Annotated in this window: 13 protein-coding genes and 1 tRNA gene; 6 read left to right on the top strand and 8 right to left on the bottom strand. The window is 69.4% G+C overall.

Annotated elements, in window-relative coordinates:
* Positions 1-226: 226 nt before the first annotated feature.
* A complete protein-coding gene (locus tag LJ657_RS27150) occupies positions 227-424 on the top strand; it encodes a hypothetical protein (RefSeq protein ID WP_232651370.1) in 198 nt (65 codons plus the stop codon).
* A 356-nt stretch (positions 425-780) separates the two neighbouring features.
* Here LJ657_RS27150 and LJ657_RS27145 read toward each other — a convergent pair whose 3' ends face one another.
* From LJ657_RS27145 to LJ657_RS27135, 3 genes are all read right to left on the bottom strand, one after another.
* Positions 781-1,539 carry an SDR family NAD(P)-dependent oxidoreductase gene (locus LJ657_RS27145; RefSeq protein WP_232651369.1) on the bottom strand — a complete coding sequence of 253 codons (759 nt, stop codon included), beginning with the start codon at positions 1,537-1,539 and terminating at the stop codon, positions 781-783.
* Positions 1,540-2,452: 913 nt separating this feature from the next.
* Complete coding sequence (locus LJ657_RS27140; RefSeq protein WP_232651368.1) at positions 2,453-2,614, bottom strand: hypothetical protein; 162 nt, start codon at positions 2,612-2,614, stop codon at positions 2,453-2,455.
* A 134-nt stretch (positions 2,615-2,748) separates the two neighbouring features.
* Positions 2,749-3,591, bottom strand: coding sequence for a group II intron maturase-specific domain-containing protein (locus LJ657_RS27135; protein ID WP_308117088.1), 843 nt, complete (start codon positions 3,589-3,591; stop codon positions 2,749-2,751).
* Between LJ657_RS27135 and LJ657_RS27130 the strand changes: the two genes are divergently transcribed.
* Positions 3,487-4,614 carry a recombinase family protein gene (locus LJ657_RS27130; protein WP_308117087.1) on the top strand — a complete coding sequence of 376 codons (1,128 nt, stop codon included), beginning with the start codon at positions 3,487-3,489 and terminating at the stop codon, positions 4,612-4,614. The genes LJ657_RS27135 and LJ657_RS27130 overlap by 105 nt on opposite strands.
* On the opposite strand, the gene LJ657_RS27125 is transcribed toward LJ657_RS27130, so the two are convergent.
* Positions 4,579-4,663, bottom strand: a tRNA-Leu gene (locus LJ657_RS27125). The two genes, LJ657_RS27130 and LJ657_RS27125, sit on opposite strands and share 36 nt — an antisense overlap.
* A gap of 183 nt (positions 4,664-4,846) precedes the next feature.
* The gene (locus LJ657_RS27120; protein ID WP_232651365.1) at positions 4,847-5,296 is read right to left on the bottom strand and encodes a MarR family winged helix-turn-helix transcriptional regulator; all 450 of its coding nucleotides are present in this window, start codon (positions 5,294-5,296) and stop codon (positions 4,847-4,849) included.
* 61 nt (positions 5,297-5,357) lie between these two features.
* Between LJ657_RS27120 and LJ657_RS27115 the strand changes: the two genes are divergently transcribed.
* Positions 5,358-6,260, top strand: a complete 903-nt coding sequence (locus tag LJ657_RS27115) for an LLM class flavin-dependent oxidoreductase (RefSeq protein WP_232651364.1) — start codon at positions 5,358-5,360, stop codon at positions 6,258-6,260.
* Positions 6,261-6,284: 24 nt separating this feature from the next.
* On the opposite strand, the gene LJ657_RS27110 is transcribed toward LJ657_RS27115, so the two are convergent.
* The 3 genes from LJ657_RS27110 to sucC all read right to left on the bottom strand — a co-directional run bounded on the left by LJ657_RS27110 (position 6,285) and on the right by sucC (position 10,005).
* Positions 6,285-7,826 (bottom strand): aldehyde dehydrogenase family protein, encoded by a 1,542-nt coding sequence (locus tag LJ657_RS27110; RefSeq protein ID WP_232651363.1) that lies wholly within the window; start codon positions 7,824-7,826, stop codon positions 6,285-6,287.
* Positions 7,827-7,963: 137 nt separating this feature from the next.
* Positions 7,964-8,863 carry a succinate--CoA ligase subunit alpha gene (sucD, locus tag LJ657_RS27105; RefSeq protein ID WP_232651362.1) on the bottom strand — a complete coding sequence of 300 codons (900 nt, stop codon included), beginning with the start codon at positions 8,861-8,863 and terminating at the stop codon, positions 7,964-7,966.
* Between the two features lie 11 nt (positions 8,864-8,874).
* Entirely contained in the window at positions 8,875-10,005 is a 1,131-nt protein-coding gene (gene sucC, locus LJ657_RS27100) for an ADP-forming succinate--CoA ligase subunit beta (protein WP_232651361.1), read from the bottom strand.
* A gap of 145 nt (positions 10,006-10,150) precedes the next feature.
* Between sucC and LJ657_RS27095 the strand changes: the two genes are divergently transcribed.
* Genes LJ657_RS27095 through LJ657_RS27085 form a run of 3 tightly spaced genes read left to right on the top strand, consistent with a single transcriptional unit; the run spans position 10,151 to position 15,234 of the window.
* Entirely contained in the window at positions 10,151-11,833 is a 1,683-nt protein-coding gene (locus LJ657_RS27095) for a thiamine pyrophosphate-binding protein (RefSeq protein ID WP_232651360.1), read from the top strand.
* 10 nt (positions 11,834-11,843) lie between these two features.
* Positions 11,844-13,085 carry a formyl-CoA transferase gene (frc, locus tag LJ657_RS27090; protein WP_232651359.1) on the top strand — a complete coding sequence of 414 codons (1,242 nt, stop codon included), beginning with the start codon at positions 11,844-11,846 and terminating at the stop codon, positions 13,083-13,085.
* Positions 13,086-13,089: 4 nt separating this feature from the next.
* A complete protein-coding gene (locus LJ657_RS27085; protein WP_232651358.1) occupies positions 13,090-15,234 on the top strand; it encodes an acetate--CoA ligase family protein in 2,145 nt (714 codons plus the stop codon).
* Positions 15,235-15,266 lie beyond the last annotated feature (32 nt).

The raw sequence follows: 15,266 nt of genomic DNA, 5'->3' as shown, positions 1-15,266 counted from the left end.
CTCGATTTGGTCCGCGAAAGGATGTTGTTCCCACCGCTTCTGGTCGCTGGCCGCCGCGTCGAAGGCCGCCCCTGGCGATCGGCTACTGGTGTCCTCCCTCAGGGGCGCTGCCGGATGCTCTGGCGCGCCGTCCCACGACGCGTTCGCAGTCTCCCCACCTGCTCTGCCTCCTGACTGATCGTTCCTGTGACCGCTTGTTCCTCAGAACCACAGTGGAGTGGACCGCATGCATCAGCGTGCTGCCGTCGTATTTCCCGGCCAGGGTGGCTACCTTCCCAACGCCCTGACCGCCATGGCTCACCTGGACGAGGTGGCTGAAGTGCTGGACCAGGTGGACAAGGTGGCTGCCGAGGCCGGCACCGCCTCGGCGAGCGCCCTGCTCACCGGACCGCGGCGCACCTTTGGTGGACTCCCTGGTGCGTGATCCGGAGCGGCTCCATCTGGCCATCTACGCCGGTTCGATCGCCTCCTGGCGGCTGCTCTCGGGTCGGGCAGCTCGACGAGGTCCACCCGCTGCGCCCGCCGGCCCCGGGGCAGCACCCCGTGTCCCGCGACCCGGGCGTTCTTGACCCAGTCGGACCGCGGGTACGCCTGGAGGATGTAGAGGGTGCCGTCGACGACCACCGGGGCACCGGATTGGTCCGGGGCAGGCCGCTTTGGCGGCCGGGGACCGTGAGCAGGTGCATGGGCCCGAAGGGCAGCCTCATCCGGTGGAAGAGGATGACGACCTTGTTGCGGACCTTGTGCCGGGGGAAAGGGAGCGCTACGTGGTCATGCCGGTCACCTTTCGAGGACGCGTCGCGTGATGGCCCGCACCACGGACCGCGGCATGGCCCGCATGAGGGGGAGCCTGATCCGGTACGCCAGACCGGGCACAGTGGACGTCTGCCCTGCGGCCACCGCGTCCAGCCCTGCCCGGGCCACCTGACCCGCCGTCAGCCACTTGATGTTGGACAGCGTATCGGCCGACATCCCGGCCGCCTCGTGGAAGCCGGAGCGGGTCAGGCCCGTGTGCACGGTGGTGACGTGGACTCCGTGGCGGGCGACCTCCATGGCGAGGCTCTCGCCGAGCGACGACAGGAAGGCCTTGGAGGCGGCGTACGTCGCGGAGCGCGGCTTGGGCAGGACGGCGACGAGCGACGAGACGTTCACGATGCCGCCGGCACCGCGGGCGATCATGCCCGGCAGACAGGCGCGGGACAGCCGCAGGGGGACGACCGCGTTGAGCACCGCCGTGTGCAGCTCGCGCTCGGCGGGCAGCTCCGCGAAGTAACCGGAGCCGCTCGAACCGGCGTTGTTGACCAGGAGCTCCACGGGCCGCTCGGGATCCGTGAGCCGCTCCTCGGCCATCGCGAGCTGCTTCTCGTCGGTGAGGTCGAGCTGGAGCACCTCCACGGTCACACCGTGTGCGGACTCCAGCTCGCTCGCGAGCTGCTCGAGCAGGTGACCCCGCCGCGCCACGAGGACGAGGTCGACACCCTCCTCGGCCAGGAGCCTGGCGAACGCCTCGCCGATCCCGCTCGACGCCCCGGTGACCATGGCCGAAGCGTACGGAAATCTCCGCATGACATTCCTCAAATCTCTTCGGAAATTAGACTGGAAACGTCCGGACACATTAGCCGCTGCCGCGGGTGACGAGCCAGCGAATGGAAAGCATGGGCAGCCCTGGGGGGCAGGTTTATTCCGGCTTAAGCGACGGTTCATCGGCCGATGGTGAAATTCTGCCGCACGATTGGCCAGACTTCGAAAGTCCGCCGCCTGCACCACGTCCCCGTCCTCGTCGAAATGGCTGGTGTCGTTTCCATGAGTCCCTCCGCGCAAACGCGGGAACCACAGTCCCTTACAGTCGCGGATCGGCGGGTTCGCTGTAGTTCGTAACGTGCTTGCGGGCGGCGGCCGGACGACCCTCTGGCGTCGGCATCGTCTGCGGTGGCAGACCCGGGCGACGGCCTGGTGGAGGCGACGCCGGCGCGACCACTGCAGGCCGTGACGGATCCGCTCCTGGGGTGATGGTGGACGGTCCATCAGGACCAGGAGGCGGGCGATCTCGAAGGCGGTCAGCGCGATCGGGACGAGCTGGCCGGGGCCGGTGGGGTCGCTCGGGTCCCCCTGTGTGGGGTTCTGCGTCCTGGCCGCCGCCGCGCTCGGCGGCGGCGCGTACGGCCAGAAAGGCCGCGGCCAGCTGGGAGAAGGTGATGTGCCGGTACCAACCGTGGAAGTGACGGACCTCGTAGTCGGCCATTCCGGCGGCGGACTTCGCGAGCTTGATCGCTTCCTCGACGCGCCAGCGGGCGCCGGGTACCAGAACAAGGTCCTCGACCGAGGTGTCCTCCGGTCCCCAGCCCAGGTAGTAGTCCCGTTCCTCGGGCGTCTCGGCGTGGCGCCGGGCGATCAGCCAGCGGGCCGTGCCGGATCCGACCGGGGCATCGGGGGCGGGGATCCGGCGCACCCACTACTGCCAGATGCGCGTCTCCAGCTGGGAGCGGCCGGCGGGCAGCTCGATCCAGCCGTCCTCGGCCGCGCAGCGTTCCACGAGGCGCGCGAGGTGGCGCCGGCTTGGCGACACCCACACCCGCATCCGCCATGACCGCATCGACCAATCCGGCATCGTCATCCTGCGCATGGCAGGCAGACTCCACCACATCGGGGTCGGACGAACCCACGCCCGAACCAGCGTCATCCTGCTCGTCGACGACCACCACGTCCGCATCGTCAACGCCACCACCGGCCAACTCCTGCGCGAGCTGATCATCGACCCGACCCGCGACTACCAACCCGAGCACCCCACCAACAATCGGGTAGGAGGGCCGGGTCGCCCGGCCCTCCTCCCACACCACCGGACATGCGGGCCACGCATCCGGCGGTTGATCCAGCTGATCTCAACCGTTGCCAGGTCGGCTTGAGCATGCGCAGACCAAGATCGTCCCAGTAGGCGTTGGGTAGTGCCCGCGCAAGGACGGGAGAGCCCGCGACTCGCCAGTAGCCCTTGCCGGTGCCTCCCCATTCACGGGAGAGCCGCTCATTGATGCCGAGCTTTCGCAGCATGACCTGGCGCGTCCTGGGGCGCTTCCACTCCTTCCAGCGGATCTGTCTCATCCTGCGGCGGAACCACTCGTCCAGCCCGCTGAACACCCGTGGGCTGTCCACGAGCTGGAAATAGCCCATCCAGCCAGCCGTGAAACGGTTGATCTCCGCGATGCGTTCATCCATCGCGATGCTCCACTTCCGCGAGGTCAGTTCCCGGATGCGGTCCTTCCAGCGCACCAGCGCCTTCCGGTCGATCCGGGTCTGAACCCCGCCGCCCCGGGAGTAGAAGCCGAACCCCAGCATCGTCATGCCAGAGGCTGAGACCACCTTCGACTTCTCCCGGTTGACCTTCAGTTTCAGCCGCTGCTCGACCACGGCCGTGACCGAGGCGAGCACCCTGTGGGCGGCCCGCTTGCTCCGCACGAAGACGCGAACGTCGTCGGCATAGCGCACGAACCGGTGACCGCGCCCGAACAGTTCCCGGTCCAGGTCGTCGAGCATGATGTTCGACAGGACGGGCGAGAGCGGGGAGCCCTGCGGGGTCCCCCCTGCCCCTCCGCCCACGACGCCACCCGCAACCCCCACCGCAAGAAGACCGCCTGGCAAGCCGGAGCCGTGAGAGCGATCCTCATCAACCCCCGCTACACCGGCTACGAGATCTGGAACAAACAGCGCAAGGAGGAGCACCTCTACGACATCGACGACGTCACCCTCGGCCACCGCACCCGCATGACACACAACCCGGCCGAACAGTGGGTGTGGTCCAACAACGCCGCTCACGAGGCCATCGTCACCACCCAGCTCTTCGGCACCGTCAAGCAGATCCGCCAGCAGCGCTCCCGCATGCCGCAGCGCCTCGAACGCCCCGGAGGACAGCCGCGGGGGCAACGGACGTACGCACTGCGCGGACGGGTGCGATGTGCAATGTGCGGGCGCAAGATGCAGCCCGCGACAATCCGCCACACCATCTACTACCGATGCGAGTTCAAGGAACAGGAACAGTCCCTCCACCCCGGGCTGGATCACCCCCGCACCGTCTACCTCCGGGAGGACGTGGTATGCCGGGCTCTGGACCGGTGGATCGCGAAAGCCTTCGCCCCCGACCGGCTCACCGCCACCCTCACCGCCCTCGCCCAAGCCAGCGCGGCAGCAAACGCGGCCGAAACGCCCACACCGCAGCAGACCCAGGCCCGCAAAATGGTCAAGGAGTGCGAGCGGCGTCTCGCCCGCTACCAGGCCGCCCTCGAAGCCGGCGCCGACCCCGCCGTCGTCACTCAATGGATCAACGAAGCACAGGCAGACAAGCAGGCAGCACGCAAGAAGCTCGACACGCCACCTGCCGCCACCCGAAAGAAGGAAACTCCCCTCACCGCCGACCAGATCCGGGAGATCACTGAGAAGCTCGGAGACATCGCACAACGGGTGCAGGCCGTCAACCCAGAGAAGAAGAGCCCACTCTACGAAGCCCTCGGGATCACGATCAGTTACGAACATGCAGGTAGGGCCGCGACCGTAAGGTCGAGGCCCTTGTCCGCGTATCGCTATAGCGAGTGTCCGAGGGGGGACTTGAACCCCCACGCCCGATAAAGGGCACTAGCACCTCAAGCTAGCGCGTCTGCCATTCCGCCACCCGGACCAGGTGTCTGCCGCCTGACCGGGGGTGTTCCCCGTGGCGACATGGACAACAATACCAAGGTTTCAGAGCGCCTTTCACCTGCATATCCGGGCCGTGGAGACCGGCACCGGACGGGTGGGAACGAGTCCTGAAAGGTGTCACGAGAGGTAATCGGCCCATTACGTCCGCGCACCGTACCGGCAGTCACTCCGGGCCACGTTCCTCCGCCAGCAACATCTGCAGGGCCCGCACGAGCGTGGCTGCCGTGCCCTCGTCCAGTGGGGCGAGGAAACGGCGCTCGACCTCCCGGCGCGCCTTCTCCGCCCGCCCCAGGCACTCCCGGCCTGCGGGCGTCAGCTCGACGATGTTCTTGCGCCGGTCGTGCGGACTGCGCCGGCGCTCCACCAGCCCCTGGTCCTCCAGCCGGTCGATGAGCGCCACCATCGTGGTGCGGTCGACGCCGAGCCGCCCTGCCGCTTCGACCTGGGACAACGGCACGTCACCGGACAACACGACCAGCACGGCCAGTTCATGACCGTCGACGCCGTACGGCGCGAGGGCCTCGGCGGATGCCGTGGCCAGCTTGGACTGCGCGTGCTTGAGGAGGTAGCCGAGCCGGGATTCGAGGGGTGCGGGTCTCGCGTCTGCAGCCATGGTTTCGACTGTAACCGCCACTGATCGTCAGCACTCCTGATGATTTAGTATGCTGACGAATATGACGACTGTGCGTTTCGGCATCAAGACCACCCCGATGCATGTGCCCTACGAGGACATCCGTCGCGTCTGGCTGGAGGCCGACGAAGTCCCGGAGATAGAGGACGCCTGGCTGTGGGACCACCTGCTGCCGGTCGCCGGCCCCAAGGACGGGCAGATACACGAGGGCTGGACGCTGCTCAGCGCGCTGGCCGCGCAGACCGAGCGGCTGCGGCTCGGCCTGCTGGTGACGAGCAACCGGGTCCGCCCACCGGCCGTGCTGGGCAAGATGGCGTCGACCGTGGACGTGGTCTCGGGCGGGCGGCTGGTGGTGGGGCTCGGGGTCGGGGGCACGCATCAGCCGCCGGGCGCGGGCGGGATTCCGGGCGCGAATCCGGCGGTCGCCGAGTACGAGGCGTACGGGTTGACGCTGGTGCCCCCGGCTGAAGGCATCGCGCGGCTGGCGGAGACCATCGCGATCCTGAAGCTGATGTGGACACAGGATGTCTTCGACTTCGAGGGCCGCTACTTCCGGCTCAAGGCCACACGGAACGAACCCAAGCCCGTACAGCGGCCGGGTCCCCCGCTGCTGATCGGCGGCTGGGGCACCCGGCTGCTGCGGTTGGTCGCCGAGCACGCCGACGTCTGGAACGTCCCCGGCCCGCCGCACAACAGCGTGGAGTTCGTCGCCGAACGCGCGCGAGTGCTGGAGGCACACTGCGCCGAGCTGGGGCGCGACCCCGGCGAGATCACGCGGTCCGTCCAGGTACTGGTGTCCTACGACGACCCGGCGGCGACGCGAGCCACTCTGCGCGCGCTCGTCGCCGCCGGGACGAATCACGTCGTGCTCAGCCTGCCGCGCCCCTATCCGCGAGGAGTTGCACGGTGGCTGGCCGACGAGGTGATCGCCGGGTGGCGCTCCTAGAGCGGGGCGCCACCCGGCCGCCGGTCACGGCATGAGGTGGTAGTCCGGGAAGTTCCCCGGCAGCCGCTCCCCCGCCGGGCCCTGCGTCACGGCACGCACCAGGAGCTCCCCGCCGACGAACGCGCCGCGCCAGGACGCGCCGAAGCCGCCGAACAGTTCGTCGCAGTCACCGCGGGAGCGCGGCTTGCCGTGACCGACCTTGAACGCCCGGATCTGCGGGGCCAGTCGGTCGAAGGTCGCCCTGTCGTCCGTGGAGAGGGTGGCCACCAGCGCGCCGTTGGACGCGTTCATCGCGGCCAGCAGCTCCGCTTCCGTGTCGACCAGGACGATGCTGTCGACCGGGCCGAACGGTTCCGCGTGGTGCAGGGGTGAGGACGGCGGCGGGTTGAGCAGCGTGACCGGCTGGACGTACGCCGATATGTCCTGGCCGGGGAGGAACCGGCCGTCGGTCTCGCTGCTGCGGTGCAGCGGGACCGCGCCCCTGTCGATGGCCTCGGCGACCTGGTCGCGCAGCTCCTTGGCCTTGGCCGCGTTGATGACCGGTCCGAAGTCCAGCTGCGGAAACGGGTCGTCGCTGTTCTCGACCGCCAGCGGGTGGCCGACCCTGAGCGTGCGCACCGCCGGGAGGTACGCCGCCAGGAACTCGTCGAACAGCTGCCGCTGGACGACGAAGCGCGGGTACGCCGTGCAGCGCTGCTTGCCGTAGTCGAAGAGCTTGGGGATCACCGCGGCCAGTGCGTCCCAGTCCGAGTGGTTCCAGATGCCCCAGGTGTTGAGCCCTTCCTGTTCGAGTACATGGCGCTTGCCGAGGTCGGCGACGGCCGTGGCGACCGCCGCGCCGGTGTCTCGGCCGCCGACGAAGGAGACGCAGCCGATCTCGGGCGCCCGCACCAACGCCTCCGACAGCTCGCCTCCGCTGCCGCTGACGAGGGTGGCGGGAATGCCCTCGCGGGCAGCGAGCGCACAGGCCAGGGTCAGACAGGCGACGCCGCCGTCGGTCGGGGTCTTGGCGATCACCGCGTTGCCTGCCAGTGCCTGGACCAACATCGCGTGAACGAGCACGCTCATCGGATAGTTCCAGCTCGCGATGTTGGACACCGGCCCCTCCAGCGGGGCCCGCCCGTCGACCATCGGGGCGATACCGTCGACGTACCAGCGCACGCCGTCGATCGCCCGGTCGACGTCCGCCTGGGCGAGCCGCCAGGGCTTGCCGATCTCCCACACCAGGAGCAGGGCGAGGAGTTCGCGGTGCTCGGTGAGGGCGTCGAGGGTGGCCGCGACACGGGCGCGGCGCTCGTCGAGGGGGACGTGCCGCCAGGCGCGGTGCTGGTCGAGCGAGGCGCTCACGGCCTGGTGTGCGGTGCCGCGGTCGAGGCGGGGCGGGCCGGCGATGGGGCTGCCGTCGACGGGGCTGGTGGCGGGCAGCGCCCGGCCGTCGGCCTGCCAGACGGAGTTCCAGAGGTTGAGGACCCGGTCGTCCTGGAAGGCCTCCGGGGCGACGGACAGGCAGCGCTGCCAGGCGTCGGCCCAGGACGTGCCCGCCTTGAGGGTGAGGGTTGTTGCCATCGGGGTTTCTCCGCTCTCGGTGCACAGTCGGGGGCGGGGGGTGCATGGCTCGTCGCGCGCCGGCTCGCACTGCCGTGCGCGGACGTCGTACGAAGGACGCCGTGAGACACCCGGTGGTGCGTCACGGTCGCCCCGCATCAACTATGAGCGGCCGCGCGCCGGCGTTCGAGACACGCGAGCACAAGTTTCGCCGTCTCGGTCGGGGTGTTTCCCACACTGACCCCAGCCGCCTCCAGCGCCTCTTTTTTCGCCTGTGCGGTGCCGGAGGAGCCGGACACGATCGCGCCCGCGTGCCCCATCGTCTTGCCCTCAGGGGCGGTGAAGCCGGCGATGTAGCCGACGACGGGCTTGGTGACGTACTCGCGGACGTATGCGGCAGCGCGTTCCTCGGCGTCGCCGCCGATCTCGCCGATGAGGACGATCAGTTCGGTGTCGGGGTCGCCCTGGAAGGCGGCCAGGCAGTCGATGTGGGTGGTGCCGACGACCGGGTCGCCGCCGATTCCGACACAGGTCGAGAATCCGATGTCGCGGAGTTCGTACATGAGTTGGTAGGTGAGCGTGCCGGACTTGGACACCAGGCCGATGCGGCCGGGCTTGGTGATGTCGGCCGGGATGATGCCCGCGTTGGACTGGCCGGGGGTGATCAGGCCGGGGCAGTTGGGGCCGACGACGCGCGTGCCCTGCGCTTTCGCGTGCGCGTGGAAGGCGACGGAGTCGTGGACGGGGATGCCCTCGGTGATGACGACCGCGAGGCCGATGCCGGCGTCGGCGGCCTCGACCACGGCCGCCTTGGCAAAGGCGGGTGGCACGAAGACGACGGTGGCGTCGGCGCCGGTCGCCTGTATGCCGTCGGCGACCGATCCGAAGACGGGGACGCGACGGTCGTCGAAGTCGACGGTGCGGCCCGCCTTGCGCGGGTTGACGCCGCCGACGACGTTCGTGCCGGCCGCGAGCATGCGCCGGGTGTGCTTCATGCCCTCGCCGCCGGTCATGCCCTGGACGAGGACCTTGCTCTCCTTGGTGAGGTAGATGGCCATGTCGGGCTCCTTCAGCCGCTGGTGGCGAGTCGGGCGGCACGGCAGGCGGCGCCGTCCATGGTGGTGGCCTGCTGGACCAGGGGATGCGCGCGCTCGTCGAGGATGGCTCGGCCGCGGGCCGCGTTGTTGCCGTCGAGCCGCACGACCAGAGGTCTGGTCAACTGCACGCTGTCCAGGGCCTGCACGATGCCGTCGGCGACCGCGTCACAGGCGGTGATCCCGCCGAAGACGTTGACGAAGACCGACTTCACGGCCGGGTCGGACAGGATGACGGAGAGGCCGTCCGCCATGATCTGGGCGGAGGCTCCGCCGCCGATGTCGAGGAAGTTGGCGGGGCGGGCGCCGCAGCCCGCGACGACGTCGAGGGTCGACATGACCAGGCCCGCGCCGTTGCCGATGATGCCGACCTCGCCGTCCAGCTTGACGTAGTTGAGGCCCTTGGCGGCGGCGGCCGCCTCCAGCGGGTCGTCGTGCTCCATGCCCTCAGCACCCCAACGGGCCTGCCGGAAGCGGGCGTTGTCGTCGAGGGTGACCTTGCCGTCGAGGGCGAGGATCTGCCCCTGCTCGGTCCGCACGAGCGGGTTGACCTCGACGAGGACGGCGTCCTCGCGGACCAGGACCTCCCACAGTCGCACGAGGACGTCGACGGTCTGCGCCGGCAGTCCGGCCGCCTCGGCGATCTCGCTCGCCTTCGCCGAGGTCACGCCCTCGGCCGGGTCGATGTGGACCCGGGCCACCGCCTCCGGCCGGCTTGCGGCGACCTCCTCGATCTCCATGCCGCCCTCGGCGGAGGCGATGGCGAGGAAACGGCCCGCCGCACGGTCGAGCACGTAGGAGACGTAGAACTCGCTCTCGATGTCCACGGGTTGGGCCAGCATCACCTTGCCGACCGTGTGGCCCTTGATGTCCATGCCGAGGATCTGGCGTGCGGTGAGCTCCGCGGCGGCCGGGTCCGCGGCGAGCCTCACCCCGCCCGCCTTGCCGCGCCCACCGGTCTTGACCTGCGCCTTGACTACGACACGACCGCCGAGCCTGCGGGCGATCTCGCGTGCTTCCTTGGGCGAGTCGGCGACCTCGGCCCTCGGCACCACGATGCCGTGTTCCTCGAAGAGTTGCCTTGCCTGGTGTTCGTACAGGTCCATTTCGGCTCCTGACTCAAAAGTGCCGCACGCCCCCTGGACACCACCCACCGGATGCGGGATAACAAGGTTCATACAGTATTCGTCGACTGTATGCAATGTACCGCGAGAGCAGTTCGAACCCCCTACGAAGGGACAGGACTTCGCCATGCCCGACGACACCCAGGACGTGATTTCCGGTGGTCATCTCGTTGCCAAGGCACTCAAGGCCGAGGGGGTCGACCGCATCTACACCCTGTGCGGCGGCCACATCATCGACATCTACGACGGCTGCGTCGACGAGGGCATAGAGGTCGTCGACGTCCGCCACGAGCAGGTCGCCGCCCATGCCGCCGACGGTTACGCCCGCCTCACCGGCAAACCCGGCTGCGCGGTCGTCACCGCGGGCCCGGGCACGACGGACGCCGTCACCGGTGTCGCCAACGCCTTCCGCGCGGAGTCCCCGATGCTGCTGATCGGCGGCCAGGGCGCCCTCACCCAGCACAAGATGGGGTCCCTGCAGGACCTGCCGCACGTCGACATGATGACGCCCATCACCAAGTTCGCGGCGGCCGTGCCGGACACGGCCCGCGCGGCGGACATGGTGTCCATGGCGTTCCGCGAGTGCTACCACGGCGCGCCCGGCCCCTCCTTCCTGGAGATCCCGCGCGATGTGCTGGACGCCAAGGTGCCGGTGAGCAGGGCGCGTGTGCCGAAGTCCGGGTCCTACCGCGCCTCGACGCGCTCGGCAGGTGATCCGGAGGCGATCGAGAAACTCGCCGATCTGCTCGTCCACGCCGAGAAGCCGGCCATCCTGCTCGGCAGCCAGGTGTGGACGACCCGAGGCACCGAGGCGGCGATCGACCTCGTACGGACCCTCAACATCCCCGCCTACATGAACGGGGCGGGCCGCGGCACCCTCCCACCCGGCGACCCGCACCACTTCCAGCTGTCGCGGCGGTACGCCTTCTCCCACGCCGACGTCATCGTCGTCGTCGGCACCCCCTTCGACTTCCGCATGGGCTACGGCAAGCGGCTCTCCCCGGACGCGACCGTCGTGCAGATCGACCTCGACTACCGCACCGTCGGCAAGAACCGCGACATCGACCTAGGGATCGTCGGCGACGCCGGGCTGGTCCTGAAGTCGGTGGCCGAGGCCGCCTCCGGACGCATCAACGGGGGCGCCGCGAAGCGCAAGGAGTGGCTCGACGAGCTGCGCGCGGCCGAGCAGACCGCTCTCGAGAAGCGGCTCCCCAGCCTGAGGTCGGACGCCTCACCGATCCACCCGTACCGCCTGGTCAGCGAGATCAACGACTTCCTCACCGAGGACTCCGTCTACATCGGCGACGGCGGCGACATCGTCACCTTCTCCGGGCAGGTCGTCCAGCCCAAGTCACCCGGGCACTGGATGGACCCGGGCCCGCTCGGCACCCTCGGCGTCGGCGTCCCCTTCGTGCTCGCGGCCAAGCAGGCGCGCCCCGACAAGGAGGTCGTCGCCCTCTTCGGCGACGGCGCCTTCTCCCTCACCGGCTGGGACTTCGAGACCCTCGTCCGCTACGACCTCCCCTTCGTCGGCATCGTCGGCAACAACTCCTCCATGAACCAGATCCGCTACGGCCAGGCCCAGAAGTACGGCCTGGAGCGCGAGCGGGTCGGCAACACCCTCGGCGACGTGCACTACGACAAGTTCGCCCAGATGCTGGGCGGTTACGGCGAAGAGGTGCGCGACCCCGCCGACATCGGCCCGGCGCTGCGGCGCGCCCGTGAGTCGGGCAAGCCGTCGCTGATCAACGTCTGGGTCGACCCGGACGCGTACGCCCCCGGAACCATGAACCAGACCATGTACAAGTGAGGTGGCCCGCATGACTGGAACGCCCTCCAAGGCCCTCGCAGGCATCCGCGTCCTCGACATGACCCACGTCCAGTCCGGGCCCTCCGCCACCCAGCTGCTCGCCTGGCTCGGGGCGGACGTGGTCAAGCTGGAGGCGCCGACCGGTGACATCACACGGGGGCAGCTGCGCGACCTCCCGGACGTCGACTCCCTCTACTTCACGATGCTCAACTGCAACAAGCGGAGCATCACCCTCAACACCAAGACCGAGCGCGGCAAGGAGATCCTCACCGAGCTGATCCGGCGCTCCGACGTCATGGTCGAGAACTTCGGACCGGGCGCGGTCGACCGTATGGGCTTCACCTGGGACCGCATCCAGGAGATCAATCCACGGATCGTCTATGCCTCCATCAAGGGGTTCGGGGACGGCCCGTACACCAACTTCAAGGCGTACGAGGTCGTCGCGCAGGCCATGGGCGGGTCGATGTCGACCACCGGTTTCGAGGACGGGCCGCCGCTGGCGACGGGGGCCCAGATCGGGGACTCCGGCACGGGCGTCCACGCCGTGGCGGGCATCCTCGCGGCGCTGTTCCAGCGCGAGCACACCGGGCGCGGTCAGCGGGTGAACGTGGCCATGCAGCACGCTGTGCTCAACCTCTGCCGGGTGAAGCTGCGCGATCAGCAGCGCCTGGCCCACGGCCCGCTCGCTGAATATCCCAACGACGACTTCGGCACGGAGGTTCCCAGGTCCGGAAACGCGTCCGGCGGCGGCCAGCCGGGCTGGGCGGTCAAGTGCGCGCCGGGCGGCCCCAACGACTATGTGTACGTCATCGTGCAGCCCGTCGGCTGGCAGCCGCTCAGCGAGCTCATCGGCCGGCCGGAGCTGGCCGAGGACCCCGAGTGGGCGACGCCCCAGGCCCGGCTGCCCAAGCTCAGCAAGATGTTCCAGCTGATCGAGGAGTGGTCCTCGACGCTTCCCAAGTGGGAGGTGCTGGAGCGGCTCAACGCCCACAACATCCCGTGCGGGCCGATCCTGTCCACCAAGGAGATCATCGAGGACGACTCGCTGATCGCCAACGAGATGGTCGTCACCGTCCCGCACCCCGAGCGCGGCGAGTTCACGACGGTGGGCAGCCCGCTCAAGCTCTCCGACTCGCCGGTGGACGTGACCAGTTCACCTCTGCTGGGCGAGCACAACGAAGAGGTCTACATCGGCGAACTCGGCCTCGGCGACGAGGAACTGCGCCTGCTCAAGTCGAACGGAGTGATCTGACGTGATGGCCGAAGACCGGGAGCTGAGGGTGCGCTCGCTCCTCGACACTGTGCGGGCCGAGGGGCGGACCGCACTCACCGCACCCGAGGGCAAGGTGATCGCCGACGCGTACGGGATCGCCGTACCCGGCGAAGAACTGGCGACCGACGTCGACGAGGCCGTCGCGTACGCGGCGCGCTTCGGCGGGCCGGTCGTGATGAAGATCGTCTCCCCGGACATCCTGCACAAGACCGATGCCGGCGGGGTGATCGTCGGTGTCGAGGGCGCGGCCGACGTCCGGGCCGCGTTCCACAAAATCATCGAGAACGCCCGCGTGTACAAGGCGTCCGCGCGCATCGAAGGCGTGCAGGTCCAGGAGCTGCTCCCACAGGGGCAGGAGGTCATCGTCGGCGCGGTGACGGACCCGACCTTCGGGAAGGTCGTCGCCTTCGGGCTCGGCGGGGTGCTGGTCGAGGTCCTCAAGGACGTGACGTTCCGGCTGGCGCCGGTGAGCGCCGACGAGGCGCTGTCCATGCTGGACTCGATCAGGTCGGCGGAGATCCTGCACGGGGTGCGCGGCCAGGCAGGCGTGGACCGGTGGGCGATCGCCGAGCAGATCCGCCGGGTCTCCCAACTGGTCGCGGACTTCCCGGAGATCGCGGAGGTCGACCTCAACCCGGTGATCGCCACCCCTGAGGGCGCGGTCGCGGCGGACATCCGCGTGATCCTCGCCGAGTCGGTGCCGAAGCCTCGACGCAGGTACACGCGCGAGGAGATCCTCACGTCCATGCGCCGCCTGATGCAGCCCTCGTCGGTCGCCGTGATCGGTGCCTCGGGCGAGCAGGGCAAGATCGGCAATTCGGTGATGCGCAACCTCATCGACGGCGGCTTCGCCGGGGAGATCCATCCGGTGAACCCCAAGGCCGATGACATTCTGGGCCGCAAGGCGTACAAGAGTGTCACGGACGTTCCCGGTGAGGTGGACGTGGCGGTCTTCGCGATCCCCGCCAAGTTCGTGGCCTCGGCCCTGGAGGAGGTGGGACGCAAGAACATCCCCAACGCCGTGCTGATCCCCTCCGGGTTCGCGGAGACCGGCGAGCACGAACTCCAGGAGGAGATCGTCGCGATCGCCGAGCGGTACGGCGTGCGCCTGCTCGGGCCGAACATCTACGGCTACTACTCGACGTGGCAGGACCTGTGCGCCACGTTCTGCACGCCGTACGACGTCAAGGGCGGCGTCGCGCTGACCTCGCAGTCCGGTGGCATCGGGATGGCCATCCTGGGTTTCGCGCGCACCACGAAGACGGGCGTGTCGGCGATCGTGGGCCTGGGCAACAAGTCGGACCTGGACGAGGACGACCTGCTGACCTGGTTCGGCGAGGACCCGCACACCGAGTGCATCGCGATGCACCTGGAGGACCTCAAGGACGGCCGCGCCTTCGTGGAGGCCGCGCGGGCGACCGTGCCGAGGAAACCGGTCGTCGTGCTGAAGGCGGGCCGTACGGCGGCGGGTGCGAGGGCCGCCGGCTCGCACACCGGGGCGCTGGCGGGCGACGACGCCGTGTACGACGACATCCTCAGGCAGGCCGGCGTCATCAGGGCGCCCGGGCTGAACGAGATGCTCGAGTACGCGCGCGCGTTGCCGGTGCTTCCGGCCCCCCAGGGCGACAACGTCGTGATCATCACCGGGGCCGGCGGCAGCGGTGTGCTGCTGTCCGACGCGGTGACCGACAACGGCCTGTCCCTGATGGAGATCCCGCCGGACCTGGACGAGTCCTTCCGGAAGTTCATCCCGCCCTTCGGGGCCGCGGGCAACCCGGTCGACATCACCGGGGGCGAGCCGCCGTCGACGTACGAGGCGACGATCCGGCTGGGCCTTCAGGACCCGCGCATCCACGCGCTCGTCCTCGGCTACTGGCACACCATCGTCACCCCCCCGATGGTCTTCGCGGAGCTCACCGCGCGCGTGGTGGCCGAGTTCCGGGAGCGCGGCGTCGAGAAGCCCGTGGTGGCCTCCCTCGCGGGCGACGTCGAGGTCGAGGAGGCCTGCCAGTACCTCTACGAGCGAGGGGTCGTGGCGTACCCGTACACGACCGAGAAGCCGGTGGCCGTGCTCGGCGCGAAGTACCGGTGGGCGCGGGCGGCGGGGCTGTTGGGGGGCGGTTCATGAGGTGAGCGGAACGCGGGGCCGGCCGACAGTGC

It is taken from the genome of Streptomyces guryensis, from assembly GCF_021261325.1.
Taxonomy (GTDB): Bacteria; Actinomycetota; Actinomycetes; order Streptomycetales; family Streptomycetaceae; genus Streptomyces; species Streptomyces guryensis.
Note: the sequence above shows the minus strand (reverse complement) of the source record. Positions and strands in the feature narration are given on the sequence as shown.

Bases quoted from the DNA above. Each gene is read 5' to 3' on its own strand.
- LJ657_RS27150 (WP_232651370.1), top strand. From the start codon at position 227: ATGCATCAGCGTGCTGCCGTCGTATTTCCCGGCCAGGGTGGCTACCTT.
- LJ657_RS27145 (WP_232651369.1), bottom strand. From the start codon at position 1,539: ATGGTCACCGGGGCGTCGAGCGGGATCGGCGAGGCGTTCGCCAGGCTC.
- LJ657_RS27140 (WP_232651368.1), bottom strand. From the start codon at position 2,614: ATGACGATGCCGGATTGGTCGATGCGGTCATGGCGGATGCGGGTGTGG.
- LJ657_RS27120 (WP_232651365.1), bottom strand. From the start codon at position 5,296: ATGGCTGCAGACGCGAGACCCGCACCCCTCGAATCCCGGCTCGGCTAC.
- LJ657_RS27115 (WP_232651364.1), top strand. From the start codon at position 5,358: ATGACGACTGTGCGTTTCGGCATCAAGACCACCCCGATGCATGTGCCC.
- LJ657_RS27110 (WP_232651363.1), bottom strand. From the start codon at position 7,826: ATGGCAACAACCCTCACCCTCAAGGCGGGCACGTCCTGGGCCGACGCC.
- sucD (WP_232651362.1), bottom strand. From the start codon at position 8,863: ATGGCCATCTACCTCACCAAGGAGAGCAAGGTCCTCGTCCAGGGCATG.
- sucC (WP_232651361.1), bottom strand. From the start codon at position 10,005: ATGGACCTGTACGAACACCAGGCAAGGCAACTCTTCGAGGAACACGGC.
- LJ657_RS27095 (WP_232651360.1), top strand. From the start codon at position 10,151: ATGCCCGACGACACCCAGGACGTGATTTCCGGTGGTCATCTCGTTGCC.
- frc (WP_232651359.1), top strand. From the start codon at position 11,844: ATGACTGGAACGCCCTCCAAGGCCCTCGCAGGCATCCGCGTCCTCGAC.
- LJ657_RS27085 (WP_232651358.1), top strand. From the start codon at position 13,090: ATGGCCGAAGACCGGGAGCTGAGGGTGCGCTCGCTCCTCGACACTGTG.